19 protein-coding genes are annotated in these 23,890 nt (G+C 67.1%); 10 read left to right on the forward strand and 9 right to left on the reverse strand.

Annotation, left to right across the window (positions count from 1 at the left end; genetic code table 11):
* The first annotated feature begins 45 nt into the window (after positions 1-45).
* From AC3WRI_RS08745 to AC3WRI_RS08755, 3 genes are read left to right on the forward strand one after another with little or no spacing between them, the layout of a single operon-like run.
* The gene (locus AC3WRI_RS08745; RefSeq protein WP_010811700.1) at positions 46-1,713 is read left to right on the forward strand and encodes an ABC transporter substrate-binding protein; all 1,668 of its coding nucleotides are present in this window, start codon (positions 46-48) and stop codon (positions 1,711-1,713) included.
* 24 nt (positions 1,714-1,737) lie between these two features.
* Positions 1,738-2,739, forward strand: a complete 1,002-nt coding sequence (locus tag AC3WRI_RS08750) for an ABC transporter ATP-binding protein (protein ID WP_058697848.1) — start codon at positions 1,738-1,740, stop codon at positions 2,737-2,739.
* Between the two features lie 46 nt (positions 2,740-2,785).
* Entirely contained in the window at positions 2,786-3,796 is a 1,011-nt protein-coding gene (locus tag AC3WRI_RS08755; protein WP_492293138.1) for an ABC transporter ATP-binding protein, read from the forward strand.
* 14 nt (positions 3,797-3,810) lie between these two features.
* Here AC3WRI_RS08755 and AC3WRI_RS08760 read toward each other — a convergent pair whose 3' ends face one another.
* The 3 genes from AC3WRI_RS08760 to AC3WRI_RS08770 all read right to left on the reverse strand — a co-directional run bounded on the left by AC3WRI_RS08760 (position 3,811) and on the right by AC3WRI_RS08770 (position 7,639).
* Positions 3,811-5,049: a TetR/AcrR family transcriptional regulator gene (locus tag AC3WRI_RS08760; RefSeq protein WP_010811703.1), complete on the reverse strand. Its 1,239-nt coding sequence runs from the start codon at positions 5,047-5,049 to the stop codon at positions 3,811-3,813.
* Between the two features lie 147 nt (positions 5,050-5,196).
* Positions 5,197-6,780: a fatty acid--CoA ligase gene (locus AC3WRI_RS08765; protein ID WP_010811704.1), complete on the reverse strand. Its 1,584-nt coding sequence runs from the start codon at positions 6,778-6,780 to the stop codon at positions 5,197-5,199.
* A gap of 76 nt (positions 6,781-6,856) precedes the next feature.
* Positions 6,857-7,639 (reverse strand): SDR family NAD(P)-dependent oxidoreductase, encoded by a 783-nt coding sequence (locus AC3WRI_RS08770; RefSeq protein WP_011616767.1) that lies wholly within the window; start codon positions 7,637-7,639, stop codon positions 6,857-6,859.
* 264 nt (positions 7,640-7,903) lie between these two features.
* Here AC3WRI_RS08770 and AC3WRI_RS08775 point away from each other — a divergent pair, with 264 nt between their 5' ends.
* Positions 7,904-10,273, forward strand: a complete 2,370-nt coding sequence (locus AC3WRI_RS08775) for a mechanosensitive ion channel family protein (protein WP_058697847.1) — start codon at positions 7,904-7,906, stop codon at positions 10,271-10,273.
* 27 nt (positions 10,274-10,300) lie between these two features.
* Here the strand turns inward: AC3WRI_RS08775 and AC3WRI_RS08780 are convergent, their stop codons facing one another.
* Positions 10,301-10,729, reverse strand: coding sequence for a type II toxin-antitoxin system VapC family toxin (locus tag AC3WRI_RS08780; RefSeq protein WP_011616765.1), 429 nt, complete (start codon positions 10,727-10,729; stop codon positions 10,301-10,303).
* Positions 10,726-10,980, reverse strand: a complete 255-nt coding sequence (locus AC3WRI_RS08785; RefSeq protein ID WP_010811708.1) for a FitA-like ribbon-helix-helix domain-containing protein — start codon at positions 10,978-10,980, stop codon at positions 10,726-10,728. The genes AC3WRI_RS08780 and AC3WRI_RS08785 overlap by 4 nt, the downstream gene beginning before the upstream one ends.
* A gap of 446 nt (positions 10,981-11,426) precedes the next feature.
* On the opposite strand from AC3WRI_RS08785, the gene AC3WRI_RS08790 reads away from it, so the two are divergent.
* Positions 11,427-12,623 (forward strand): helix-turn-helix transcriptional regulator, encoded by a 1,197-nt coding sequence (locus AC3WRI_RS08790; RefSeq protein WP_010811709.1) that lies wholly within the window; start codon positions 11,427-11,429, stop codon positions 12,621-12,623.
* Positions 12,624-12,642: 19 nt separating this feature from the next.
* On the opposite strand, the gene AC3WRI_RS08795 is transcribed toward AC3WRI_RS08790, so the two are convergent.
* Entirely contained in the window at positions 12,643-13,533 is an 891-nt protein-coding gene (locus tag AC3WRI_RS08795) for a LysR family transcriptional regulator (protein ID WP_011616764.1), read from the reverse strand.
* Positions 13,534-13,639: 106 nt separating this feature from the next.
* Here AC3WRI_RS08795 and AC3WRI_RS08800 point away from each other — a divergent pair, with 106 nt between their 5' ends.
* Genes AC3WRI_RS08800 through AC3WRI_RS08820 form a run of 5 tightly spaced genes read left to right on the forward strand, consistent with a single transcriptional unit; the run spans position 13,640 to position 18,600 of the window.
* The gene (locus AC3WRI_RS08800) at positions 13,640-14,863 is read left to right on the forward strand and encodes a CaiB/BaiF CoA transferase family protein (protein WP_010811711.1); all 1,224 of its coding nucleotides are present in this window, start codon (positions 13,640-13,642) and stop codon (positions 14,861-14,863) included.
* Positions 14,860-15,321 carry a MaoC family dehydratase gene (locus tag AC3WRI_RS08805; RefSeq protein ID WP_010811712.1) on the forward strand — a complete coding sequence of 154 codons (462 nt, stop codon included), beginning with the start codon at positions 14,860-14,862 and terminating at the stop codon, positions 15,319-15,321. Before AC3WRI_RS08800 ends, AC3WRI_RS08805 begins: the two co-directional genes overlap by 4 nt.
* 50 nt (positions 15,322-15,371) lie before the next feature.
* The gene (locus AC3WRI_RS08810; protein ID WP_492293121.1) at positions 15,372-16,361 is read left to right on the forward strand and encodes a tripartite tricarboxylate transporter substrate binding protein; all 990 of its coding nucleotides are present in this window, start codon (positions 15,372-15,374) and stop codon (positions 16,359-16,361) included.
* A 40-nt stretch (positions 16,362-16,401) separates the two neighbouring features.
* The gene (locus AC3WRI_RS08815; RefSeq protein ID WP_011616762.1) at positions 16,402-17,562 is read left to right on the forward strand and encodes an acyl-CoA dehydrogenase family protein; all 1,161 of its coding nucleotides are present in this window, start codon (positions 16,402-16,404) and stop codon (positions 17,560-17,562) included.
* A gap of 39 nt (positions 17,563-17,601) precedes the next feature.
* Entirely contained in the window at positions 17,602-18,600 is a 999-nt protein-coding gene (locus AC3WRI_RS08820; protein WP_011616761.1) for an acyl-CoA dehydrogenase family protein, read from the forward strand.
* 31 nt (positions 18,601-18,631) lie between these two features.
* Here AC3WRI_RS08820 and AC3WRI_RS08825 read toward each other — a convergent pair whose 3' ends face one another.
* From AC3WRI_RS08825 to AC3WRI_RS08835, 3 genes are all read right to left on the reverse strand, one after another.
* Positions 18,632-20,185: a SpoVR family protein gene (locus AC3WRI_RS08825; RefSeq protein WP_010811716.1), complete on the reverse strand. Its 1,554-nt coding sequence runs from the start codon at positions 20,183-20,185 to the stop codon at positions 18,632-18,634.
* Between the two features lie 135 nt (positions 20,186-20,320).
* Positions 20,321-21,583 (reverse strand): YeaH/YhbH family protein, encoded by a 1,263-nt coding sequence (locus tag AC3WRI_RS08830; protein WP_010811717.1) that lies wholly within the window; start codon positions 21,581-21,583, stop codon positions 20,321-20,323.
* 37 nt (positions 21,584-21,620) lie between these two features.
* The gene (locus tag AC3WRI_RS08835; protein WP_010811718.1) at positions 21,621-23,543 is read right to left on the reverse strand and encodes a PrkA family serine protein kinase; all 1,923 of its coding nucleotides are present in this window, start codon (positions 23,541-23,543) and stop codon (positions 21,621-21,623) included.
* Positions 23,544-23,890 lie beyond the last annotated feature (347 nt).

Below are 23,890 nucleotides of genomic sequence, written 5' to 3' on the forward strand. Positions count from 1 at the left end.
CAGTCGACCACGGAGGGCTTCGGTTTGAACACACAGGCATCCTCGATGTTGGCGGGCGTGGTGCTCGCATTGTGCGCGGCCACGGCCAACGCGCAGAGCGACGCGCCCAAATACGGCGGCACGCTGGAGATCGGCTCGGTCTACCCGACCATCTCGGCACTGTCATGGGACCTCGCCGACTGGAACTGGAAGCAGAACTACGACACCGGCCAGGTCTACGAGCAGCTGTTCGTGGCCGACCTGTCCAAGTCCAGGCGCCTCGGCGGCAAGTACAGCTTCCAGGCCGACGCGTGGCTGCCCGAGGACGCCATCCGCGGCGAACTGGCCGAAAGCTGGAAGTGGCTCGATCCGCAGACGCTGGAAGTCAGGCTGCGCAAGGGCGTCAGGTTCCCGGCCAAGCCCGGCGTGATGGAAGAGCGCGAACTGGTGGCGGACGACGTGGTCTTCAGCTACACGCGCCAGGCCGAAAGCGCGAAGAAGATCCCCACCTATTTCGACCACCTGGCCAAGGTGGAAGCGAAGGACAAGCATACGGTGCTGTTCCGCTTCAGCAAGTACAACGCCGAGTGGGACTACCGCTTCGGCTGGGGCTACTACTCCGGCATCATGCCGAAGGAGGTGGCCACCGCCGGCGCCGGCAACTGGAAGCACGTCAATGGCAGCGGCCCGTTCCAGCTGACCCAGTTCGTGCAGGGCAACGCCAGCACCTATACGCGCAACGCCTTGTACTGGGATACCGAGAAGGTGGGCAGCAAGGATTTCAAGCTGCCCTTCGTCGACAAGATGGTACTGCGCACCATCAAGGATGAAGCCACGCGCAACACCATGCTGCGCACGGGCAAGCTCGACGTCATGGAAGGCATACGCTGGACCTCGGTGGAAGAGCTGAAGAAGAGCGCGCCGCAGCTGCAGTGGTCGCGCTGGCTGTCCTTCACCGGGCAATACCTGGCCATGCGCGTGGACACCAAGCCCTTCAACGATATCCGCGTGCGCCGCGCGCTCAACATGGCGGTCAACAAGCAGGAGATCGTCAAGCAGTACTACGGCGGCAACGCGGAGCTGTTTGCCTATCCGCAGCACCCGGACTACGAGGGCTACTTCGAGCCGCTCAGCGCCATGCCTGAGAACGTGAAGGAGCTCTTCACCTACAACCCCGACAAGGCCCGCAAGCTGCTGGCCGAGGCCGGCTACCCCAAGGGCTTCAAGTTCAAGGTGCAGGTATGCGCCTGCGCGCCGGACCATATGGAGCTGCTGCCGCTGATTGCCGCGTACCTGGAACAGGTCAATGTGCGCATCGAGATCCAGCCGATGGAGTACGGCGCATTCCTGTCCGCGATGACGACGCGGACCAATGCGCCCGGCTACATGATGGCCAACGGCCATACCAATCCCACCACCACGATCCGCAAGAGCTTCGTGCCGGGACAGGTATGGAACGCCGCGCAGTGGGGCAACGACGCTTACACGAAGCGGGTCGAAGCCGCCTTTGAGCTGCGCGATCTCGGCAAGCGGCAGGAAGCGCTGCGCGGGCTGACGCGCGACATCCTGGCCGAGGCGCCTTATATCTGGCTGCCCACGCCCTACATGTACACCGCCTGGTGGCCATGGGTGCGCAACTACGGCGGCGAGCTGCGCGCGGGCGCGGTGCGGCCCGGGCCGATCTATGCACGCATGTGGATCGACCAGGACATGAAGAAGAAGCTTGGCTTCTGAGCCGCGCCACCCGAGGAGACACGCATGACGCAGCCCATCCTGCAGGTCAGGGACCTCACCACGCGCTTTCGCACCGATCGCGGCGTGGTGACCGCGGTCGACCAGGTCTCGTTCGACGTGGCCCCGGGCGAGACCCTGGCCATCGTCGGCGAATCCGGCTCGGGCAAGAGCGTGACGGCGCTGTCGATACTGGGCCTGATCCCCGCCCCGGGCGGTTCGATCGACTCCGGCGAGATCGTGTTCGAGGGCCAGGACTTGCTCAGGCTCGGCCCCCGCGGCATGCGTGCCATCCGCGGCAACCGGATCGCGATGATCTTCCAGGAGCCGATGTCGTCGATGAACCCGGCGCTCACCATCGGCAAGCAGATTGCCGAGCCCATCCACCTGCATCGCGGACTGCCCTGGAAGACCGCGCTGGGGATGGCCGGCGAGCTGCTCGGCAAGGTCCAGATCCCCGAGCCCCAGAGCCGGCTTTCAGCCTATCCGCACCAGTTTTCGGGCGGCATGCGGCAGCGCGCGATGATTGCCATGGCGCTGGCCTGCGAGCCGCGGCTGATCATCGCCGACGAGCCCACCACCGCGCTCGACGTCACCGTGCAGGCCCAGATCCTGGACCTGCTGAAGGACCTGGCCGAGCGCATGGGCACGGCACTGATCCTGATCACGCATGACCTGGGCGTGGTGGCGCGCTATGCCGACCGGGTTGCCGTGATGTACGGCGGCAGGCTGGTGGAAACCGCCTCCGCCGAGGCCCTGTACCGGCAGCCCGCCCACCCCTACACACGCGGGCTGATGGCCTCCGTGCCGCGCATTGACGGCGACACCCGGGAGCCGCTGGTTCCCATCGAAGGCCAGCCGCCCGACCTGACTGCGCTGGGCCCGGGCTGCGCCTTCCTGCCGCGCTGCAAGCAGGCGATCGACCAGTGCCGCAGCGCCCGGCCGCCGTTGCTCGGCGTGCCGGACGCGGCCACGCGGCAGCTTTCCGACCAACATTTCAAGGCGTGCTTCCTCCATGAACTCCATTGAAGCGATAGCGGAGCCGGCAACGGGCAACGGCGGTGTGCAGGCGGGCATGCAGCATGACGTGCGGGCCGACGTGCAGAGTGGCGATGAGATCCTGCGCATCGACGACCTCAAGGTGCATTTCCCGGTCACGCGCGGCGTGCTGCTCAAGCGCCAGGTGGGCTCGGTCAGGGCGGTCGACGGCGTGTCATTCACGCTGCGCCGTGGCGAGACCCTGGGCCTGGTCGGCGAAAGCGGCTGCGGCAAGTCCACCACCGGGCTTGCCATCCTCAAGATGCTGGCCGCCAGCGCCGGACGCATCGCCTTCCGCGGCGCCGACCTGGCCAGCTTCACGCGGGCGCAGGAGCAGCAATTCCGGCGCAGCGTGCAGATGGTCTACCAGGATCCCTTCGGCTCCCTGAACCCGCGCATGAAGGTCAGCGACATCATCAGCGAACCGCTGGAGGTGCATGATTTCCCCGGCGGTCGCAGCGCCCGCCGCGCGCGCGTGGCGGAGTTGCTGGACATGGTCGGGCTGCTGCCCTATATGGCGGACCGCTACCCGCACGAGTTCTCCGGCGGGCAGCGCCAGCGCATCGGCATCGCCCGCGCGCTGGCGCTCGGGCCCAGCGTCATCGTCTGCGATGAGCCGGTGTCGGCGCTCGACGTGTCGATCCAGGCGCAGGTGGTCAACGTGCTGATGTCGCTGCAGCGGCGGCTTGGCCTGTCCTACCTGTTCATCGCGCACGACCTGGCCGTGGTGCGGCATATCAGCGACCGCATCGCGGTGATGTACCTGGGCCGCATCGTCGAGATCGCGAGCCGCGAGGCGCTCTACGCCCGCCCCCGCCATCCCTACACCCAGGCGCTGCTGTCGGCGGTGCCGGTGGCCAGCGTGGAAGGCGAGCGCAGCCGCAAGCGCATCGTGCTGCAGGGCGAGGTGCCGAGCCCGATGAATCCGCCGTCGGGATGCCGCTTCCATACCCGCTGCCCGGTGGCGATGGCGCGTTGCCGCAGCGAAGACCCGGCGCTGCTGGCGCAGCCGGATGGCCAGATGGTGGCCTGCCACCTCTACACTTGAGCGTGTGCTAGCGCTCAGGGCTCCGAGAGGATCCCCATCAGCAACGGCCGCACGAACAGGTCAGCGGCGTTGTCCGCATGGGCATCGCGCACCCAGCGGGACAACTCCACCGCGGCATTGATCATGCCGTTGACCTGCAGCGCGGCAATGGACTGGTCCAGTGCCCGGATCGAGCCATCCTGCATGCCCAGCACCAGGAAGCGCACGATCCGCGCCGACAGCCGGCTCATGGTCAGCATCTTCTCCTTGCGCATGTCCTCGGGCAGCGCGCCATAGATGGTCAGGCGCAGCAGCGGCCCCTGGCTGGAGAACTGGTATTGCACCAGCGCCCGCGACACCGCGCACAGCTTGTCCCAGCCAGTGCCCGGGCCGTTCTCCACCAGCGTCTGGGTATTGCGGATCACTGCAAACATGCGGTCGACGCAGGCCGAGATCAGGTCGTCCTTGTTCTCGTTGTGGTGATAGAACGCGCCCTTGGTCAGGTTCAGCCGCGCCGAGATGCGGTCGGCCGACGCGCCGCGATAGCCCTGCTCGTTGAGCAGCTCGGTCGCGGCGCGCAGGAACGCCTCCTGCGTGGTCTCGGGCCTGTCCGGCGCAGGCAGCAGCGCGGATACGTCCATCTGCGCATGCCAGCGGGCCGACGGCGCGGCAATGCCGTGCAGCAGCACGTCGACCACGGTCTGCGCCACCTTCGGATAGTCCTCGGGCTCATAGCGCTCCACCCACGACATCGCGCCGGTCGCCAGCGACAGCAGCAGGTGAGCGCGCGCGCTCAGCGCACTGCGCTGCGCCGGATCGGCCGGCGGGCGCTCGCGCAGCAGCTGGCGGATGCGGCGGAACATGTCGGTGTAGGCGTCGAATGCGATATCGGCATGGCTGTCCGGCAGCGCCCGGATCTCGCGAAAACTCATCAGTTCAGGCCGCTCGCCGGTGGCGGTGCGCGCCAGGCGCTCGAAGAACAGCGCGATGAAGGCCTTTACCCGTTCGCGCGGCGCCGGCTGCTGCTGGGCCGCACTGGCGATGTCCACCATCTCGCCGATGGCGCGCAGCAGGCACGCCACCACCAGGTCTTCCTTCTTGCGGTAGTAGTACGTGATGCTGTTGGTGCTCAGGCCCACGTCCTCCGCCACATCCGACAAGGTGGTGCCCCGTACGCCCTGGTGATTGAAGCGCCGCGCGGCGGCGTCCAGGATGGCCTCGCGCTTTTCGACATAGCGGCGGGTCAGGCGGGCTTGCGCGGGGTCCTTGGACATGGCTGGGGGATGTGGTCGCGCAATATTGCGAGTGGACGTGGTGAGGCGGCACAGTGCCTGCGCGGATTATAGCGGGCGCCCCGCTCCCTGCCCGCCAATGCAAAAGCCCGCCAGTGACGGCGGGCTCGTGCTTGCTGCTTGCCGGCGTCAGTTCACCCGCCGGTTCATCCCTTCCCAGAACGGCTCGCGCAGCTTGCGCCGCAGCAGCTTGCCCGATGGGTTGCGCGGCAACGCCTCGACAAACTCGATGCTCTTGGGCACCTTGAAGCCCGCCAGCCGCTGGCGCGTCCACGCGATGATGCCGGCCTGGTCCGGCGCCTGTCCCGGCTTGAGCACGACGATGGCCTTGACCGCCTCGCCCCACTTCTCGTCCGGCACACCAACCACCGCCACGTCGGCCACCTGCGGGTGGCCGTAGATCGCGCTTTCGACCTCGGCCGGATAGACGTTCTCGCCGCCGCTGATGATCATGTCCTTGACGCGGTCATGGATGTACAGGTAGCCCTCGGCATCCAAGTAGCCCGCGTCGCCGGTGCGCAGCCAGCCTTCGGCGTCGATGGTGCGCGCGGTCTCTTCGGGCTGCTTCCAGTAGCCGGCCATGTTGTGCTGCGAGCGCACCACGAGCTCGCCGACCTCGCCGGGCGCGAGCTGGCGGCCTTCATAGTCGACCACCTTGATCTCCACGCCAGGCAGCGGCTTGCCCGCGGCACGCATGCGCGGCACTTCCTCGGTGGTGTGGTCCTCGGGCGGCAGCGCCACGATGGTGCCGGTGGTCTCGGTCATGCCGTACTGCTGCACGAAGCCGCAGCCGAACACCTCGATGCCCTCGCGCAGCAGCGCCGCGGGAATCGGCGCGGCGCCGTACAGCAGGTACTTCAGGCGCGAGTAGTCCACCTGGCGCGCGCGCGGGTCGCGCAGCACGATCTGCATCGCGGCCGGCACCAGGAACAGCTTGCTGATGCGTTCCTTCTCGATAAAGTCGAGCACCGCGCGCGGATCGAACTCGCGCGCGACCACGCCCTTGGCACCGGACAGCAGGTTGCGCAGGCCCCAGCCGGAGCCGCCGATATGCGCCACCGGCATCGCCACCAGCGAAACATCGTCGGCGACCCAGTGCGACCAGAGCAGGTTCTCGCGCTCGCTGACTTCGGTGCCGATGGTCAGGTTGCGGTGCGTGAGCATCGCGCCCTTGGGCCGGCCGGTGGTGCCGGATGTGTACAGCTGCAGCAGCACGTCATGCGCGGCTGGCTGGTGCGCGGGCGGCGTGTCCGGCTGCGCGTCGCGCCAATCGGTGTAGCACTGCCACTCGCCTTGCCCGGCGCACGGCTCCATCACCACCACCTTGCGCACCATCGGCAGCGCGGGCAGCAGGTTCCGGACCATTGCCGCCGATTCCGCCCCGACGAAGAGCACCACGGCATCGCAATGGCCGAGGATGAATTCCACCTCGGGCGGCGCCAGGCGCCAGCTGGCCGGCGTCATCACCGCGCCGATCTTGGACGCGCCAAGCAGCAGCTCGAAATAGTGGTCGCTGTTCTTGCCGATATAGCCAATGCGCTCGCCGACCCCGGCGCCTTCAGCCAGCAGGGCCTGGGCCACGCGATTGGTGTTCCGCTCGAACCCGGCATAGGTGGTCTGCCGGCCTTCGAACGCATACGCCACCGCCTCGGGCCGCAGGCGCGCGAAGTGGCGTACCGCGTGGGGCAGTGTCGTCAGATAGCTGAAGTCCATCCGCGTCTCCTGATTTTGAGAGTGTCCGGACCAGCGGTGCGCGGGGCCCGGACACGACGATGTGCTGGCGCTACGCTCAGCGCGGCGCCATGCGGATGGCGCCGTCGAGGCGCACCGACTCGCCGTTGAAATAGCCGTTGCGACACATCTCGACGGCCAGCGAGGCGAACTCTTCCGGCTGCCCCAGGCGCTTGGGGAACGGCACCGAAGCCGCCAGCGCGGCCTTGACGTTCTCTGCCGCGCCCTGCAGCAGCGGGGTATTGAAGATGCCCGGCAGGATGGTGTTGACGCGAATGCCTTCGCCCGCCAGGTCGCGCGCGATCGGCAGCGTCATGCCGACCACGCCGGCCTTCGATGCCGAGTACGCGGCCTGGCCCATCTGGCCGTCCTGCGCCGCCACCGACGCGGTATTGATGATCACGCCGCGCTCGCCGCCGGCGCTGTCCAGCGTCAGCATGCCCGCGGCCGAGCGCGCGATGCAGCGGAAGGTGCCGATCAGGTTGATCTGGATGATGCGCTCGAAGGCATCGGTCGGGAAATGCTTGATCTGGTCCGGCGCTTCCTTGGAACGCGAGGCGGTCTTGATGGCGTTGCCGGTGCCGGCGCAGTTGACCAGGATGCGTTCCTGGCCGATGGCGGCGCGCGCCCTGGCAAAGCCGGCCTCGACCTCGGCCTCTGAGGTGACGTTGACCTGGCAGAACACGCCGCCCAGTTCACGCGCCAGCGCTTCGCCCTTCTCCACGTTGAGGTCGAACAGCGCCACGCGCACGCCCTGCGCTGCCAGCGCACGTGCCGTCGCCGCGCCCAGGCCCGAAGCGCCCCCCGTCACCACTGCCGATACCGATGCATTGAGTTCCATATGTATTTCCCTTGTCTCTTGTTCCTGGCCCGGCCGGATCCAGCGCGGCCCCGCGGTCTGATAAAGCCGGCAGGCGCAAGAATCGCCTGTACCGGAGTGGGGTCGAGATTCGTGGATCGGCCGTTGCCACGCATCGTCCGAAGCGACGAATGAGGATGGCGCGGGCCTGCGGCGCGCTCCGGCACCCGGCGCGACCGATGCGCTACAGTGACGCGATCGACGGCCATTCCGGCGCCGCCCGGCACCGGCAACCGACTACGGACCATGCACAAACCCGAACACCACGCCCCCACCCCTGCGCCCCGCTGGCATGCCGCCTTGCAGCCGGTGCTGCGTGCGCTCGCCATGCTGGCCGCGCTGTTGACGCTGCTGTGCGCCATCCCGGCGCACGCCACCCCGGCCGGCTCCCTCGCGGCACTGCTGGGCAAGGCGGAGAAACCCGCGGCGCCGGCCAGCGCACCCGCCGCCAGCGTGCCGCTGGCGCAGTCGCTGGACCAGGTGATCGCCACGCTGCAGAACGACGGCGAGCGGCGCGCCCTGGTGGGCCAGCTGCAAACCATGCGCCAGGGGCTGGGTGCCTCCGGGGCCGCGCCGGCCTCCGCCGCGACAGCCCCAGCCGGCGCCTCCGCGCCCGGCCTGATCGGTGCCGTCGCTGAAGTGCTGGACGAGGTCGATTCCCATCTGCGCGAGGATCGCGGCCCGTGGCAGTTCTGGCGCTGGCGCACGCGCTTCGCGGGCGAGGAATGGCACGCCGCGCTCACCCACAACGGCATCGGCACGACGCTGGCCTCGCTGCGTGAATTCGCGCTGGTGCTGGCAGTCTGGGCGGTGAGCGGCGGGGCCTTGTGGGAGATCGGCCACCGCATCCGGCGCCGGCGCGCGGGCAAACCCACGCGCGCCGAGCGCGGCAAGCTGCCCGAGCTGCCATCGTGGGTCGACGTCGGCGTCTTCATGCTGCGCCATATCGGGCCGTGGGTGGTGGCATTCGGGCTGACGTTGCTGCTGGCCCAACACATGTTTGCCCAATCGCCAGCCAGCGTCGCCGCCGTGCTGGTGGCGTATGCGATCGTGGCCGGTGCGATCGCGGCAGCGGTGTGCCAGGTCATCTTCACGCTGTTCCGCACCGCGCACCGGCAGCTGGCGGTGCGGCAACTGCTGGCGCACTCACCGTGGCTGCTGTTCTGCACAGGGGCGCTGGCAGCACTGGGCGACGGCGCCACCGACAGCCGCGTGATCGCCGTGCTCGGCACCAACCTGTGCGCGCTGGTGGCCACCGTGGCCAATATCGCCGCGGCCCTGGGCATCGGCGCGTTCGCGCTGTGTTTCCGCCGGCAGATTGGCCAGCTGATCGGGCTGCGGCCGCTGGCCTTCCGCCAGGCGCGCCCGGCCGTGACCGACCTGCTGCGGCTGGCCGGCCAGGCCTGGCACCTGCCGGTGCTGGCAGTGGTGGTGGCATCGGTGGTCGGCACCATCCTGGCCACCGGCAATGCGGATGTGTTCCTGCGCCGCACGGTGGCGTCGGTGGCGCTGTTCCTCGCCGGGCTGCTACTGACGATGGTGGTGGGGCACTCGCCCAAGGCCACCGCGCGCGCGCCGCGCATCCGCGACCGCCGCCGCTCGGCCTACCTGCAGCGCTTCGGGCGCTTTGCGCTGGCGCTGGTGCGCGTGCTGATCTGGGCGGTCTTCATCGAGATGGTGATGCGCGTCTGGGGCACGTCGCTGGTGCGCCTGGCCGAGTCGTCCGCCGCGGGCCGCCATCTCACCGAGACGGTCTTCAGCGTCACCAGCACCGTGCTGCTGGCCTGGCTGGTCTGGCTGCTGATCGACACCGCCATCATGCAATCACTGTCGCCGGCGCACGGGCGCGGCGCGCAGCCCAGCCTGCGGGCCAAGACCATCCTGCCGCTGGTGCGCAACGCCTCGTTCATCGGCCTGCTGGTGATCACGGTGATCGCGGTGCTGGCCAACCTGGGCGTCAACGTGACGCCGCTGCTGGCCGGCGCGGGCGTGGTCGGCCTGGCCATCGGCTTCGGCGCGCAAAGCCTGGTGCAGGACCTGATCACGGGGCTGTTCATCGTGGTCGAGGACTCCATCGCCATCGGCGACTCGATCGAGCTGCCGGACCACGCCGGCGTGGTCGAAGCCATGACCATCCGCACGGTCAAGCTGCGCGACGGCCGCGGCGCGCTGCACACGCTGCCGTACAGCCAGATCAAGGCAGTCAAGAACCTGTCGCGCGGCTATGGCTACGCGGTGTTCAACATCGGCATCACCTACCAGAGCGACCTGGACCAGGCGCTGGAGCTGATCCGCACCACCGGCGCCGAACTGGCGCGTGACCATCGCTACGCGCGCAACCTGATGTCGGGGCTGGACGTCCTGGGGCTGGACCGGTTCGACCCGAACGGCCCGGTGGTGATGGCACAGTTCAAGACCCGGCCGCTGATGCAGGCCGAGATCACGCGCGCCTTCAATGCGCGGCTCAAGCGCAATTTCGACGCCAACGACATCCGCATGGCATCGCCGAGCCTGACGATCCAGGTGGATGGCGGCGCGGCGCAACTGCTGGATCCGGAAACCGCCAACGAAAAAGCCACCCAACGGGCGGCTGATCCGACAATTCAGGGACAGTAGCAACGCGGTTGGCGCGGGCGTTCCCCTTCACGACGGAGGCGGCGCCTGCCACGGATTGAGCACCTGCAGCCCGGCCGCTTCAAAGGGCGACACGTCCCGTGTCGCGACCATCATGCCGTTGGCCGCGGCAATCGCGGCGATGTAGCCATCCGGCGCGGGAAGGCCGCGGCCACGGCTTCTGGCGGCAACGGCGAGTTCCGCATAGTGCCGGGCCGCATTCGTGTCGAACGGCAAGATGCGCCCTTCGAACAGCGTCACCAGGCCGTCCAGCGCAGCGGCCAGCATGGCGCGGCGCCTGTCCGCCGGCAGCGCGCCGATGCCGAACAGCAGTTCGGCCAGCGTCACACTGGACAGGTACAAGGTCTCGGCGGCCTGGTCGTTGAGCCAGCCGCGCACGGCGTCGGCCGGTTCCGGCTTCATGGCCTCGGAAATAACGTTGGTATCCAGGACGATCATTCAAACCTCACCGGCTCGGCCGCTGCCTTGTCCTTGCCCTGCCCGATCGCTTCAACGTCCGCATTCGACAGGCCGATCTCGCGGCCAAGCATCGCCAGCGCATCGCCCAGGCGCACGCGCTTCTGCGGCATCACCGCGCTGGCCAGGATCTGACGCACCTCAGCCTCGGTACTGCGTCCGTTCCGGGCGGCACGGACCCGCAGCGCACGATGCACGTCGTCGGGCACATTTCTAACGGTCAGGATCGGCATGATTGCCCTCATTAATGCAGTCAATGACTGCATTATTATGCCAACGCTGTCACCCAAGCAAGTACTGTGCTCTTGCTGCGTTGAACCTGTGGCACAAGCGCCAACAGAATCGTGGCGCATGTGGAACGTCGCGCACTATTTCAGTGCTGAAAATTCCTTTTTTTCCGGGGCGCTACCATCGCGCTGCGGCATGATCACGTCCCTGCCTGGCCTGGCGGGGAGTTACGCCGTGCAATCCGTATTTTCCCCCCCGATACGGGGGATAAAACAAACAACATTGTTTGGCATGATTGCGTTACGGCGGACATGACGGGACAATGCGCGCCGCCAGCAGCATCCGTATCGGCGCAGATGCAGAACGCCAGAACGGAACCGATAACACAAAAAGATGTAGCCACTTGCCGTGGCACAGAGCAATAGGCGTTTGCCACCGGGGGGATCTGAACATGGGCGAACACCCGACTACGGACGAGGACTTCCATCGTCTGGTCGACTCAATCTACGAGTCCGCGCTGGACGTTGCGGCCATGCCCGCCGCCCTCGACCTCTTTTCCCGATACACCTGCACAGGCAGCCCGCGTTACCTGATCTGGGACAAGCTGGCCGGCCACGCCCGCCTTGGCGTGACCCCGCACGGCTGCTTCACCAGCGGCGCCAGCATGCCCGACTGGCTGCCCGGTCCGCTCGACCTGCCCCATGCGGGCGCTTGCTGCGCCCCCAATGACGCCCCCGCGCTGGCCTGCGACGGTGCCGCCGCGCTGGTGGCCTCGCACCATGGCGGCATGGCGGATGCGGCCACGGCTGCGCTGGCCTGCAGCGGACTGGAACAAGGCATCCGCCTGATCGAGAACGCCGAGGTTTGCGTGCTGATGAGCGGCACCAGCGCGGGCAGCATCAGCGTGGGCCAGCGCGAGCGGCGCCTGGCCCACGTGATGCCGCACTGGGTGCGCGCGGCACGGATGCAGCAGCGCAACTTCGAGCTGAGCGGACTGGCCAGCCTGGGACTGGCCGGGCTGGATACGCTGGACTTCGGCGTGATGGTGCTGCAGGCCGACCTGCGCGTGCGCTATGCCAACAGCTGGGCCGAGGCGCTGGTGCAGGCCGACGGCCACCTGTCGCTGCAGGGCGGCGTGCTGCGCGCCCACAGCGAGACCCTGCAGGCGGTGCTGCGCAAGCTGCTTGACGGTGCCATGCGCGCGCGCGGCACTGAGGCGGCCTCCGGCTCGTGGATGCACATCACCTCCGGCGGACAGCCGGTGCCGATCATCGTCACGCCGCTGGTGTCGCGCCAGCCGGTGGAGGGCCCGTGGCAGCTGCCGGCCGCGATGATGCTGTTCGGCAACTCGGAATCGCGCTCGGTGCTGGATGCCGGCGTGCTGACCTCGCTGTTCGGGCTGTCGCGCAAGGAGAGCATTATCGCGGTCCGCCTGGCTGCCGGCGAAACCCTCAACGAGATTGCCGAGCGCGAATTTCTCTCTCCCCACACCGTGCGCGTGCATATCCGCGACACGCTGCGCAAGACCGGCACGCATCGCCAGTCAGAGCTGGTGCGGCTGCTGCACCTGCTGCCGGGCGTGAACCTGGAGCGCGCCAGCGTGACCCCGGCTGTGCGGCCGCGCGCGCCGCGCCCGCGCGCCGCCTGAGGCGCCGCACCACCCCGCATCAGTTCACTGCCGCCTGCGCCGCCGCCAGGAAGCGCTGCACCTGGCGGTCGCCGTCATCGGGCCGCGCCGCCAGCGCAATGCCGATGCGCCCGGCCGGCCGCGGGCTGGACAATGGCAGGAAGCGCACGCGCCGGTTGGCGTAGCGCGCCGCCACGCTCGGCACCAGGGCCACGCCAAGCCCGCTCTCGACCAGGCTGACCTGGGTCTGCACCTGCACCGCCTCCTGCGTGACACGCGGCACAAAGCCCGCCTGCTGGCACAGCAGCATTGCCACCGCGTGCAGGTTGGGCACCTGCGCCGCCGGATACATGATGAAGGGCTCGTCCGCAAGCGCGCGCAGCGGGATGGCGTCTGCGCCTGCCAGCGGACTGTCAGCCGGGACTGCCGCGACAAAGACGTCGTTTTCCAGCGGCGTCAGCGAATAGTTGCCGGTGTTCAGGATCGGAAAGCGCACCAGGCCGGCGTCGATCTGGTGCTTTTCCAGGCGGTCCAGGATCGCGGCGGTGGTGGATTCATGCAGGATCAGCTCGATGCCGGGATGCGCCGCGCGGAACGCCGGGATCAGCTTGGGCAGCAGCGCATACGTCGCCGAGCCGATAAAGCCGATGCGCAGCGCGCCGCGCTCGCCCTGCCCCGCGGCGATCGCGGCGGCACGTGCCTGCTGCGCATGGAACAGTGCACGGCGCGCATCGTGCAGCGCAGCCTCGCCCGCCTGCGTCAGCCTCACCCCGCGCGAGGTGCGCACGAACAGCGCCGTGCCAAGCTGGTCCTCGAGCTTGCGGATGGAAATGGAAAGCGGCGGCTGCGCCATGTGCAGGCGTTCAGCGGCGCGGTGGAAGTTGCCCGTCTCGGCCAGGGCGACGAACTGCTGCAGCTGGCGGAAGTCCATGGCTCGTTAATATCCTGTGAATATCGATTTCTAAAAAACTAATATTAGACCAAGCCTCGCCTGCTGATCTACCCTGTGCCCCACAGTCAACAAGATCGGAGACAACATGCTGCCGCTTGCAGGCATCCGCGTGGTCGACCTGTCCACCGTGGTGATGGGGCCGTATGCCAGCCAGTGGCTGGCCGACCTTGGCGCCGAGGTGATCAAGGTCGAGCCGCCCGAAGGCGATTCCACGCGCCGCACCGGCCCCGCCGCCGAGCCCGGCATGGCGGCCATTTTCCTGGGCGTGAACCGCAGCAAGCGCAGCGTGGTGCTGGACCTGAAGCAGCCGGCCGCGCAGGCCGCGCTGGACCGCGTGCTGGCCGGCGCCGACGTGCTGATGCACAGCATGCGCCCGCAAAAGCTGGCCGCACTGGGGCTGGCACCCGACGACGTGCGGGCGCGCCACCCGGAGCTGGTCTTTGTCAGCCTGCTCGGCTTTGCCGAGGAAGGCCCCTATGGCGGCCGCCCGGCGTACGACGACATCATCCAGGGCCTGTCGGGCAATGCCGCCCTGATGGCGGCGCAAACCGGCGACAGCCGCTACTTCCCTACCATCGCCGCGGACAAGACCAGCGGGCTGGTGGCCGCGCTGTCGGTCTGCGCGGCGCTGGCCGGGCGCGCGCGGCGCAATGCCGATGGCGGCAGCGGCCACGGCACGCTGGTCGAAGTGCCGATGTTCGAATCCATGGTCGCCTTCAACCTGGTCGAGCACTTCTACGGCCGCCATTTCGAGCCGCCGCGCGGCCCCAGCGGCTATCCGCGCGTGCTGGCACCGCTGCGCCGCCCGTACCGCAGCGCCGACGGCTATGTCTGCATGATGCCGTACACCGACGCGCACTGGTGCGACTTCTTCCACGCCGCCGGGCGCCCCGAGCTGGCCGCCGATGCGCGCTTTGCCGACATCGCGGCACGCACGCGGCATATCGAGACGCTGTACGAGCTCACCGGCGAAATCGTGCACGGACAGACCACCGCGCACTGGGTTGAGCTGTGCGAACGCCTGCAGATCCCGGTGGCGCGCATCAATGAACTCGACGACCTGCCGGCCGATCCGCACCTGGCCGCCACTGGCTTCTTCGAAACCGTCGAAGACCCGGCCATGGGCACGCTGCGTTTTCCCGGCGCGCCGGTGCGTTTCGACAGCCAGCGCGCGCCGCTGGGCATCCCGCCGCGGCTGGGCGAGCACACCGCGAGCGTGCTGGCCCAGGCGGGACTGTCCGCAGAAGCGATCGCGCAATTGCAACTAAGCGGTGCCGCACGCTGCGCACCCGCCAAGGAGACACCATGAAGCATGCAGAACTGCCCCGCCTCGGCCAGGGCTTCTACTGGCAGGACCTGCAGGAGGGCCAGGCCTTCCGCACCTTCGCCCGTACCGTGACCGAGACCGACCTGGTCAATTTCATCTCCGTCACCGGCATGGTCGAGGCCATCTTCATCGAAGCCGGCTATGACGGTGGCGCCATCCAGGGCCGGCCGGTGCCGGCGGCGCTGACCTACACGCTGATCGAGGGCTTCATCCTGCAGACCATGATCCAGGGCACCGGGCTGGCCATGCTGGAACTCACGCAGCAGATCCACGCCCCGGTGGTGGTGGGCGACACCATCCACGCCACCGTGACCGTGACCGGCATCCGCCCCACTTCGCGCAACGGCCGGGCGGTGGTGGATTCGCGCATCGAGGTGTTCAACCAGCGCGGGGAGCAGGTCATGACCTACACCGCGCGCCGGTTGCTGGCGGGACGCTGAACCCACGGCGGCATCCGCCGCGTGGCTGCATGGATGGAGGAGACAAGCACATGAAGGCAAAGACTTTCATCACGACACTGGCTGCCGCGGCAGCCATCGTATTGCCGGCGATGCTGGCGCAGCCGGCGGCGGCGGCCGATGCCGCCTACCCGTCGCACCCGATCCGCATGGTGGTGCCGTTCCCGCCGGGCGGCCCGACCGACCTGGTGTCGCGCGTGATCGCACGGCGCATGAGCAAGACGCTCGGCCAGCAGGTGCTGGTCGACAACCGGCCCGGCGCCAACGGCAATATCGGCGCGGAGATCGTCGCCAAGGCGCCGGCCGACGGCTATACGGTGCTGTACAACACCTCGTCGATCGCGCTGAGCCCGGCGCTCTACCGCAAGCTCAGCTACGACGTGAAACGCGATTTCGCGCCGGTGGCGCTGACGGCAATGGTGCCGCTGGTGCTGGAGGTCAACGCGCAGCTGCCGGTACAGAACGTGAAAGAGTTCATCCAGTACCTGAAGGCCAACCCCGACAAGCTCACCTACGGCTCGGCCGGCAACGGCAACGTGACGCACCTGGCGGCCTTCATGTTCCTGCAGGCCAACGGTCTGTCGGCGGTGCATGCGCCCTACAAGGGCAGCGCGCCGGCACTGACCGACCTGGCCAGCGGACAGGTGCAGTTCATGGCCGACACCATCAATTCATCGCTGCCCTTCATCCGCGACAAGCGCATGCGCGCGCTGGCCGTCACCAGCACCACGCGCAGCGCCCAGTTGCCGGACGTGCCCACCCTTGCCGAAACCGTGCAGCCGGGCTTCGAGGTCGGCGCCTGGCAGGGCATGATGGTGCCGGCCAGGACACCGGCCGAGATCGTGCGCAAGCTCAATGCCGCCGCCACCAAGGCGCTGGCCCACCCCGAGACGCGCGCAAGCCTGGCCGCGCAGGGGGCGGAGCCGCGCGGATCGACCCCGGAGGCCTACGCCGCCTACCTCAGCGCGGAAATGACGCGCTGGCAGAAGGTCGTGAAGGATTCAGGCGCGACGCTGGACTGAGACCGCTGGCACCAGCCAATACCAGACACAGGATTTCACCGTGACCGCATTGCTTTCCACTTTCGGCCTGACCTCCCTGCCGCCGCACGCCGTGGCGTTCCGCGGCGAGGTGCGGGCCTTTCTCGATGAACACCTGCCCGCGCTGCCGCCGGAAACGCGCGCGCGCTCGTGGATGGGCTTTGACGCCGCCTTCAGCCGGGCGCTGGCCGCGCGCGGCTGGGTCGGCATCACACTGCCGGCGCAGTTCGGCGGTGCGGGCCTGGACCCGTTTTCGCGTTTCGTGCTGGTGGAAGAACTGCTGGCCTGCGGCGCGCCGGTGTCGGCGCACTGGATCGCCGACCGCCAGAGCGGCCCGCTGATCCTGCGCTACGGTAACGACGCGCAGAAGGCGCGCTACCTGCCCGCGATCAGCCGCGGCGAGGCCTTCTTCTGCATCGGCATGAGCGAGCCCAACTCCGGCTCGGACCTGGCCAGCGTGGCCACGCGCGCGGTGCGCCAGGCGGACGGCAGCTGGCGCCTGAACGGCCGCAAGATCTGGACTACCAATGCCGACCGCTGCCACTTCATGATCGCGCTGGTGCGCACCTCGGGCATGCCGCAGGACCGGCAGGCCGGACTGTCGCAGTTCATCGTCGATCTGCACGCACCGGGCGTGACGGTGCGGCCGATCCACGACCTGGCGGGCGACGCGCACTTCTCCGAAGTCACCTTCGACGACGCGGCGCTGGCCCCGGACGCGCTGGTCGGCCAGGAAGGCAGCGGCTGGGAGCAGGTCAACGCCGAGCTGGCGTTCGAGCGCAGCGGCCCGGAGCGCCTCTACTCCAGCGTGGTGCTGCTCGACACCTGGCTCGACGCCATGCGCCGGCTGCCGCCGGCACGCCGCGACACGGTGACCGCGGGCCGGCTCGCCGGCCACCTGGCGGTGCTGCGCGCCATGTCGCTGGCCGTCACGTCGCGGCTGGCCGCCGGTGAAAGCCCGGTGGTGGAGGCCGCGCTGGTGAAGGACCTGGGCACGACCTTCGAGCAGTCGATCCCCGCGCTGGTGGAAGCCGCGCTCGGTGATGAACCCGCCCTGGCGGCCGATGGGGCGCTGTACCGCACCCTGGCCTATGTCACGCAGATCGCGCCGTCGTACTCGCTGCGCGGCGGCACCCGCGAAATCCTGCGCGGCATGATCGCGCGCGGGCTCGGCCTGCGCTGAATCCGCCCCCGTCGACCGCCATCCTGAACGAGATACCCCATGCATAACGCCTATTCCGACGCCCTCGACGCGCTGCTGCGCGACTGCTGCCCACCCGCCACCGTGCGCGCGCTGGAACAGCAGGCCGACCCGCAGCCGCTGTGGCAAGCGCTGCTGGAAAGCGGCTTTGCCGATTGCCTGCTGCCCGAATCAGCCGGCGGTGCCGCGCTGCCGCTGCGCGAGCTGGCGCCGGTGCTCTTTGCCACCGGCCGCCACGCCTTGCCGTTGCCGCTGGCGCAGACCATCTTTGCGCGCGCGCTGCTGCAGGCGCATGGCATCGCCCTGCCCGCCGGCCCGGTCGCACTCGCCGGCTTTGAAGACGGCGCCGGCGCGGCGCTGGTGGCCGACGCCCGCCATGCGCAGTGGTTCCTGCTGCAGGACGGCGAGCGTTGCCTGCTGCTGTCGGCGGCCGATGCCCGCGCCGAAGCGACCGGCGCCCATCACGACCTGACGCTGCGCGTGCCGCGCCCTGACGCCTCGGCGCCAGCGGCGTTTTCACTGCCCGCCGGCACCCTGCGCACGCTGGGCGCCTGCCTGCACACGGCGCAGCTGGCCGGCGCGCTGTCGCACGTGCTCGACCTGACCCTGCAGTACGCCAACGACCGCCAGCAGTTCGGGCGCGCCATCGGCAAGTTCCAGGCGATCCAGCACCAGGTCAGCGAGATGGCCGAGCATGTCGCCGCCGCACGCGTGGCCGCACAGCTGGCCTGCGACAGCGGCACCGGCACGCCCGACCGGCTGCGCGCGGCCATCGGCAAGCTGCGCGCCAGCGACGCGGTCACGCCGGTGGCCGCCATCGCTCACGCCGTGCACGGCGCCATCGGGATCACTGAGGAATACGACCTGCAACTCTATACGCGCCGGCTGCATGCGTGGCGCGTGGCGGACGGGTCAGAGCGCTGGTGGAGCCGGATGCTGGGCGAGCAGGTATGCGCCAGCGCCGGCCGCAACGCGGTGGAGCTGGTGCGCGAATGGTGCGAGCCCGCGCCCGCCGCCTGAGCGGCCGGGCCTAACCCCGGCAATCGCGGGATCAGGCGGCCAGGCTGAGGCCGCCGCCGTGCGGGCGGCGGTGGCGCCGCTCCGGCTTGCACTCATATTTCAGCTCGGTGCGGCCGTCCTCGTAGGCGACCTCGAGCCGCACGGTGAAGCCCCACAGCCGGGTCACGTGCCGGATCACCTCGTCGAAGTTGTGCGCCAGCGGCCGGCGGTCGTTCTGCAGGTGCCGCAGCGTCAGCGAGCGGTCGCCGCCCACGTCGACATTGGTGACCTGGATATTGGGCTCCATGCTGGAGAGGTCATATTGCGCCGCCATCAGCTGGCGGATCGCGCGGTAGCCTTCATCGTTGTGGATCGCGGTGACGCGCAGCTTGCCTTCGCGGTCATCGTCCAGCACCGAGAACAGCTTCAGCTCGCGGATCACGCGCGGCGACAGGAACTGCAGCAGGAAGCTCTCGTCCTTGAAGTTGCGCATGGCAAAGTCCAGCGTCTTGCGCCAGTCGCTGCCGGCAAACTCCGGGGCCCAGCGGTAGTCCTCTTCGGTCGGGTTCTCGCACATGCGGCGCAGGTCCTGGAACATCAGGAAACCGACCGTGTAGGGATTCATGCCGCTGTAATAGGGGCTGTTGTACGGCGGTTGGTAAATCACGTTGGTATGCGCCTGCAGCAGCTCCATCATGAACGCATCGTTGACCAGCTTTTCCTCGTACAGCTGGTTGATGATGGTGTAGTGCCAGAACGTGGCCCAGCCTTCGTTCATGACCTTGGTCTGGCGCTGCGGATAGAAATACTGCGCGATCTTGCGCACGATGCGCACGATCTCGCGCTGCCACGAGGCCAGCTTGGGCGCGTTCTTCTCGATGAAGTACAGCAGATTCTCCTGCGGCTCGGGCGGGAAGATGATTTCCCCCTCGGACGCCTCGTCCTCCGACGCCAGCGCATGCGGCCGGTGCTTGGGCAGGGTGCGCCACAGGTCGTTGACCTGCATCTGCAGGTAGTTCTCGCGATCGGCCTGGCGCGCCTTTTCCTCGGTGATGGACAGCTTCTTGGGCCGCTTGTAGCGGTCCACGCCATAGTTCTGCAAGGCGTGGCAAGAGTCCAGCAGCAGTTCAACCTCACGCTCGCCGTAACGCTGCTCGCACTCGGCCACGTAGTTCTTGGCAAACAGCAGGTAATCCACGATGGCGTCCGCGTTGGTCCAGGTGCGGAACAGGTAGTTGCCCTTGAAGAAGGAGTTGTGGCCGTAGCAGGCGTGCGCGATCGTCAGCGCCTGCATCGGCATGGTGTTCTCCTCCATCAGGTAGGCGATGCAGGGATTGGAGTTGATGACGATCTCGTAGGCCAGCCCCATGTGGCCGCGCTGGTAGCTGCGCTCGGACGCCAGGAAGTGCTTGCCGTAGGACCAGTGGCTGTAGCCGACCGGCAGCCCCGCCGACGCGTAGGCGTCGAGCATCTGCTCGGCGGTGATGATCTCGATCTGGTTGGGATAGGTATCCAGCCCGAATTCGCCGGCGATGCGGGCGATCTCGCGGTCATACCGTTTGATCAGCTCGAAGGTCCATTCCGAACCCGTGGAGAGATAAGCCATCTTCGCCCCTTGTTGCCCGGGCAAGGCGCCAGACCCGTCCGGCGCGCACGGCATCGCCGCGCCGCGTGGTCCGCGTTGCCTCGCCATTTGCCTTCACTGTGGCCCCCCGCGAGGAAGGCCAGGATCGGCGCCAACCTATGCTGCGCGCTTCTGGAACAGGTCGTGCAGCACCGGGTAGATCTCGTCCGCACCGATGATGCGCTGCATCGCAAAGTGATCGAACTGTCCCTTGACCGTCAGATACTCTTCCCAGAGGTTCTGCGGCTCTTCCGATGCGACTTCAACATATGCATAGTACTGGACCAGCGGCAGGATCGAATCGCGCAGCAGGCGTCCGCACAACTCGGAATCACCGGCCCAGTTATCGCCGTCTGACGCCTGCGCGCAGTAGATATTCCACTGGCTGGGCGGATAGCGGTCGTGGATCACTTCCACCATCAGCTTCAGCGCACTGGATACCACGGTACCACCGGACTCGCGCGAGTGGAAGAAGTCTTCCTCATCGACTTCCTTCGCCACCGTGTGATGGCGAATGAACACCACGTCGATGCGCTCGTAGTTGCGCTTCAGGAACAGGTACAGCAGCATGAAGAAGCGCTTGGCCAGGTCCTTGCGGCTCTCGTCCATCGAGCCGGACACGTCCATCAGGCAGAACATCACCGCCTGGGCCTGGGGGCGCTTCTTCAGCACGCGGTTGTTGTAGCGCAGGTCGAGCTTCTCGATAAACGGCACGCGGTCGATGCAGGCACGCAGGTGCCGCATCTTCTCCATCAGCTCGAGCGTGCCTTCGGCGTAGGGGCCGTCCTTTTCCAGCGCCTCGCTGTAGTCCAGCTCCAGCTCGCGCAGGCGCTTCTGGTAAGGGCTGGACAAGGCGATGCGCCGCCCCAGCGAACTGCGCATGGTGCGCAGGATCGACAGGTTGGACGGCGTGCCGTCGATGGAAAAGCCGGCGCGCACCTTGCGCACCTCGGCGATCTTGGCGAGGTGGCGCTTGGCCAGGTCCGGCAGCGCCATGTCCTCGAAGAAGAAGTTCAGGAAATCCTCGCGCGACAGCGTGAAGACGAAATCGTCTTCGCCTTCGCCGCTGTCGCTGGCGCGCGAACCGGTCCCGCCACCGCCCTGCTGCTGGCGGTCGAAGGAATCACCCTTGACGAATTTCTTGTTGCCAGGGTGAATCCACTCGCGCCGCCCGCCCGGGCCGTGGTGGAAGATCGGTTCGGAGATGTCCTTGACCGGAATGGACACCTGGCCGCTCTGCTCGATGTCCATGATCTTCCGGCCGGACACCGCCTTTGCCACCGCTTGCCGGATCTGCTCGCGGTAGCGCTTGATGAAACGTTGCTGGTTGACGGCACTCTTGTTGCCGCCGTTCTCGCGCCGATCGATGACCGTAGCCATATGTTGCCCTCGTTGAGAGACCTGTTCCGCGGCGCCGTTACGATGACTTTCTTACGCGCAGATACCACTCCACCAGAAGTCTCACTTGCTTGGGCGTGTACCCCTTCTCGACCATGCGGTTGACGAAGTTCTCGTGCTTATCCTGGTCTTCGCGCGAAGACTTGGCATTGAACGAGATCACCGGCAGCAGGTCCTCCGTGGTGGAGAACATGCGCTTCTCGATCACCATCCGCAGCTTTTCATAGCTGGTCCAGACCGGATTCTTGCCACTGTTGTTGGCCCGCGCCCGCAGCACGAAGTTGACGATCTCGTTGCGGAAGTCCTTCGGGTTCGAGATACCCGCGGGCTTTTCCACTTTCTCAAGCTCGTCGTTCAGCGCGTTGCGGTCGAGGATCTCGCCGGTATTGGGATCGCGGTACTCCTGGTCCTGGATCCACAGGTCGGCGAACACCACATAGCGGTCGAAGATGTTCTGCCCATACTCCGAATACGACTCCAGGTAGGCGGTCTGGATCTCCTTGCCGATGAACTCCACGAACGGAGTGGTCAGGTACTCCTTGATGTACGACAGCAGCTTGGCTTCCTGCTCCGGCGGGAACTGCTCGCGCTCGATCTGCTGTTCGAGCACGTACAGCAGGTGCACCGGGTTGGCCGCCACTTCGGTGTTGTCGAAGTTGAAGACCTTGGACAGAACCTTGAACGCAAAGCGCGTCGACAGCCCGTTCATGCCTTCGTCGATGCCGGCGTAGTCGCGGTATTCCTGGTACGACTTCGCTTTCGGATCCACGTCCTTCAGGCTTTCGCCGTCATAGACGCGCATCTTCGAGAAGACATTGGAGTTCTCGGGCTCCTTGATGCGCGTAAGCACCGCGAACTGCGCCATCATCTTCAGCGTGTTGGGCGCGCACGGCGCGGCCGACAGCGAACTGCTGCGCAAGAGCTTGTCGTAGATCTTCACCTCGTCGGACACGCGCAGCACGTACGGCACCTTGACGATATAGATCCGGTCCAGGAAAGCCTCGTTGTTCTTGTCCGACTTGAAGGTCGTCCACTCGGCCTCGTTCGAGTGCGCCAGGATGATGCCGTCGAACGGGATCGCGCCGAAGCCTTCGGTGCCCTTGTAGTTGCCTTCCTGTGTTGCCGTCAGCAGCGGGTGCAGGACCTTGATCGGCGCCTTGAACATTTCAACGAACTCGAGCAGGCCGCGGTTGGCCAGGCAGAGCCCGCCGGAATAGGAGTACGCGTCCGGATCGTCCTGCGGAAAATCTTCCAGCTTGCGGATGTCGACCTTGCCGACCAGCGAGGAAATATCCTGGTTGTTTTCGTCGCCAGGCTCGGTCTTCGAGATCGCAATCTGCGACAGCACCGAAGGGCGCAGCTTGACCACCCGGAACCTGGTGATATCGCCGTTGAACTCGTGCAGGCGCTTGACCGCCCATGGCGAGGCAATGGTGTTCAGATACCGGACCGGAATGCCGTAGTCCTCTTCCAGGATCTTGCCGTCCTCCTCTGGCGCGAACAGCCCCAGCGGCGACTCATGGATCGGCGAACCCTTGAGCGCGTAGATGGGGATCTCCTCCATCAGCGCCTTGAGCTTTTCAGCGAGCGAGGACTTGCCACCACCCGGAGGCCCGAGCAGGTAGAGGATCTGCTTGCGCTCTTCCAGGCCCTGCGCCGCGTGCTTGAAGAACGAGACGATCTGTTCGATCGTGTCCTCCATGCCATAGAAGTCGCGGAAGGCCGGATAGATGCGGATGACCTTGTTGAAGAACAGGCGGGACAGCCTGGGGTCATGGTGGGTATCCACCAGCTCAGGCTGGCCGATGGCGGCAAGCATGCGCTCTGCAGCAGTCGCGTAGGCAGTCGGATCCTTCTTGCAGATCTCCAGGTACTCCTGGATGCTGTATTCCTCTTCCTTGCGAGCTTCGAAGCGCGTAGCGTAATGGCCAAAAATGTCCATACCTCACTCCCGTCAGAGTTCACGTCCGAGGCGTGCTACCCCTAAGGCTTCGCGCAACGTTCGCGGCACACCACCCCGGCCTGGCGACCTGTCATGTTGCGAAGTCTTTACTTCATCATAGTCAAATAACGGCGATGGTGGAATCCGAGTTGACAAATCTCGCATCGATGCAACGTCTGTTTCGTTGCTGCATTTTCTGCATGAATTCGCTTCAGCTTTTGGCTGCATTCCGCTCGGGCCTTGCCCCCGCACGCGACGGGCCATTGACCATGCTTGTGAAACACCTTACACCTTTCCCGCCATCCGTGCACATCCGGTTTTGTAACCATACGCACGAAGGCCGGCAC

Source organism: Cupriavidus sp. FW305-27 (genome assembly GCF_058787995.1).

Bases quoted from the DNA above. Each gene is read 5' to 3' on its own strand.
- AC3WRI_RS08745 (WP_010811700.1), top strand. From the start codon at position 46: ATGTTGGCGGGCGTGGTGCTCGCATTGTGCGCGGCCACGGCCAACGCG.
- AC3WRI_RS08750 (WP_058697848.1), top strand. From the start codon at position 1,738: ATGACGCAGCCCATCCTGCAGGTCAGGGACCTCACCACGCGCTTTCGC.
- AC3WRI_RS08755 (WP_492293138.1), top strand. From the start codon at position 2,786: ATGCAGCATGACGTGCGGGCCGACGTGCAGAGTGGCGATGAGATCCTG.
- AC3WRI_RS08760 (WP_010811703.1), bottom strand. From the start codon at position 5,049: ATGTCCAAGGACCCCGCGCAAGCCCGCCTGACCCGCCGCTATGTCGAA.
- AC3WRI_RS08765 (WP_010811704.1), bottom strand. From the start codon at position 6,780: ATGGACTTCAGCTATCTGACGACACTGCCCCACGCGGTACGCCACTTC.
- AC3WRI_RS08770 (WP_011616767.1), bottom strand. From the start codon at position 7,639: ATGGAACTCAATGCATCGGTATCGGCAGTGGTGACGGGGGGCGCTTCG.
- AC3WRI_RS08775 (WP_058697847.1), top strand. From the start codon at position 7,904: ATGCACAAACCCGAACACCACGCCCCCACCCCTGCGCCCCGCTGGCAT.
- AC3WRI_RS08780 (WP_011616765.1), bottom strand. From the start codon at position 10,729: ATGATCGTCCTGGATACCAACGTTATTTCCGAGGCCATGAAGCCGGAA.
- AC3WRI_RS08785 (WP_010811708.1), bottom strand. From the start codon at position 10,980: ATGCCGATCCTGACCGTTAGAAATGTGCCCGACGACGTGCATCGTGCG.
- AC3WRI_RS08790 (WP_010811709.1), top strand. From the start codon at position 11,427: ATGGGCGAACACCCGACTACGGACGAGGACTTCCATCGTCTGGTCGAC.
- AC3WRI_RS08795 (WP_011616764.1), bottom strand. From the start codon at position 13,533: ATGGACTTCCGCCAGCTGCAGCAGTTCGTCGCCCTGGCCGAGACGGGC.
- AC3WRI_RS08800 (WP_010811711.1), top strand. From the start codon at position 13,640: ATGCTGCCGCTTGCAGGCATCCGCGTGGTCGACCTGTCCACCGTGGTG.
- AC3WRI_RS08805 (WP_010811712.1), top strand. From the start codon at position 14,860: ATGAAGCATGCAGAACTGCCCCGCCTCGGCCAGGGCTTCTACTGGCAG.
- AC3WRI_RS08810 (WP_492293121.1), top strand. From the start codon at position 15,372: ATGAAGGCAAAGACTTTCATCACGACACTGGCTGCCGCGGCAGCCATC.
- AC3WRI_RS08820 (WP_011616761.1), top strand. From the start codon at position 17,602: ATGCATAACGCCTATTCCGACGCCCTCGACGCGCTGCTGCGCGACTGC.
- AC3WRI_RS08825 (WP_010811716.1), bottom strand. From the start codon at position 20,185: ATGGCTTATCTCTCCACGGGTTCGGAATGGACCTTCGAGCTGATCAAA.
- AC3WRI_RS08830 (WP_010811717.1), bottom strand. From the start codon at position 21,583: ATGGCTACGGTCATCGATCGGCGCGAGAACGGCGGCAACAAGAGTGCC.
- AC3WRI_RS08835 (WP_010811718.1), bottom strand. From the start codon at position 23,543: ATGGACATTTTTGGCCATTACGCTACGCGCTTCGAAGCTCGCAAGGAA.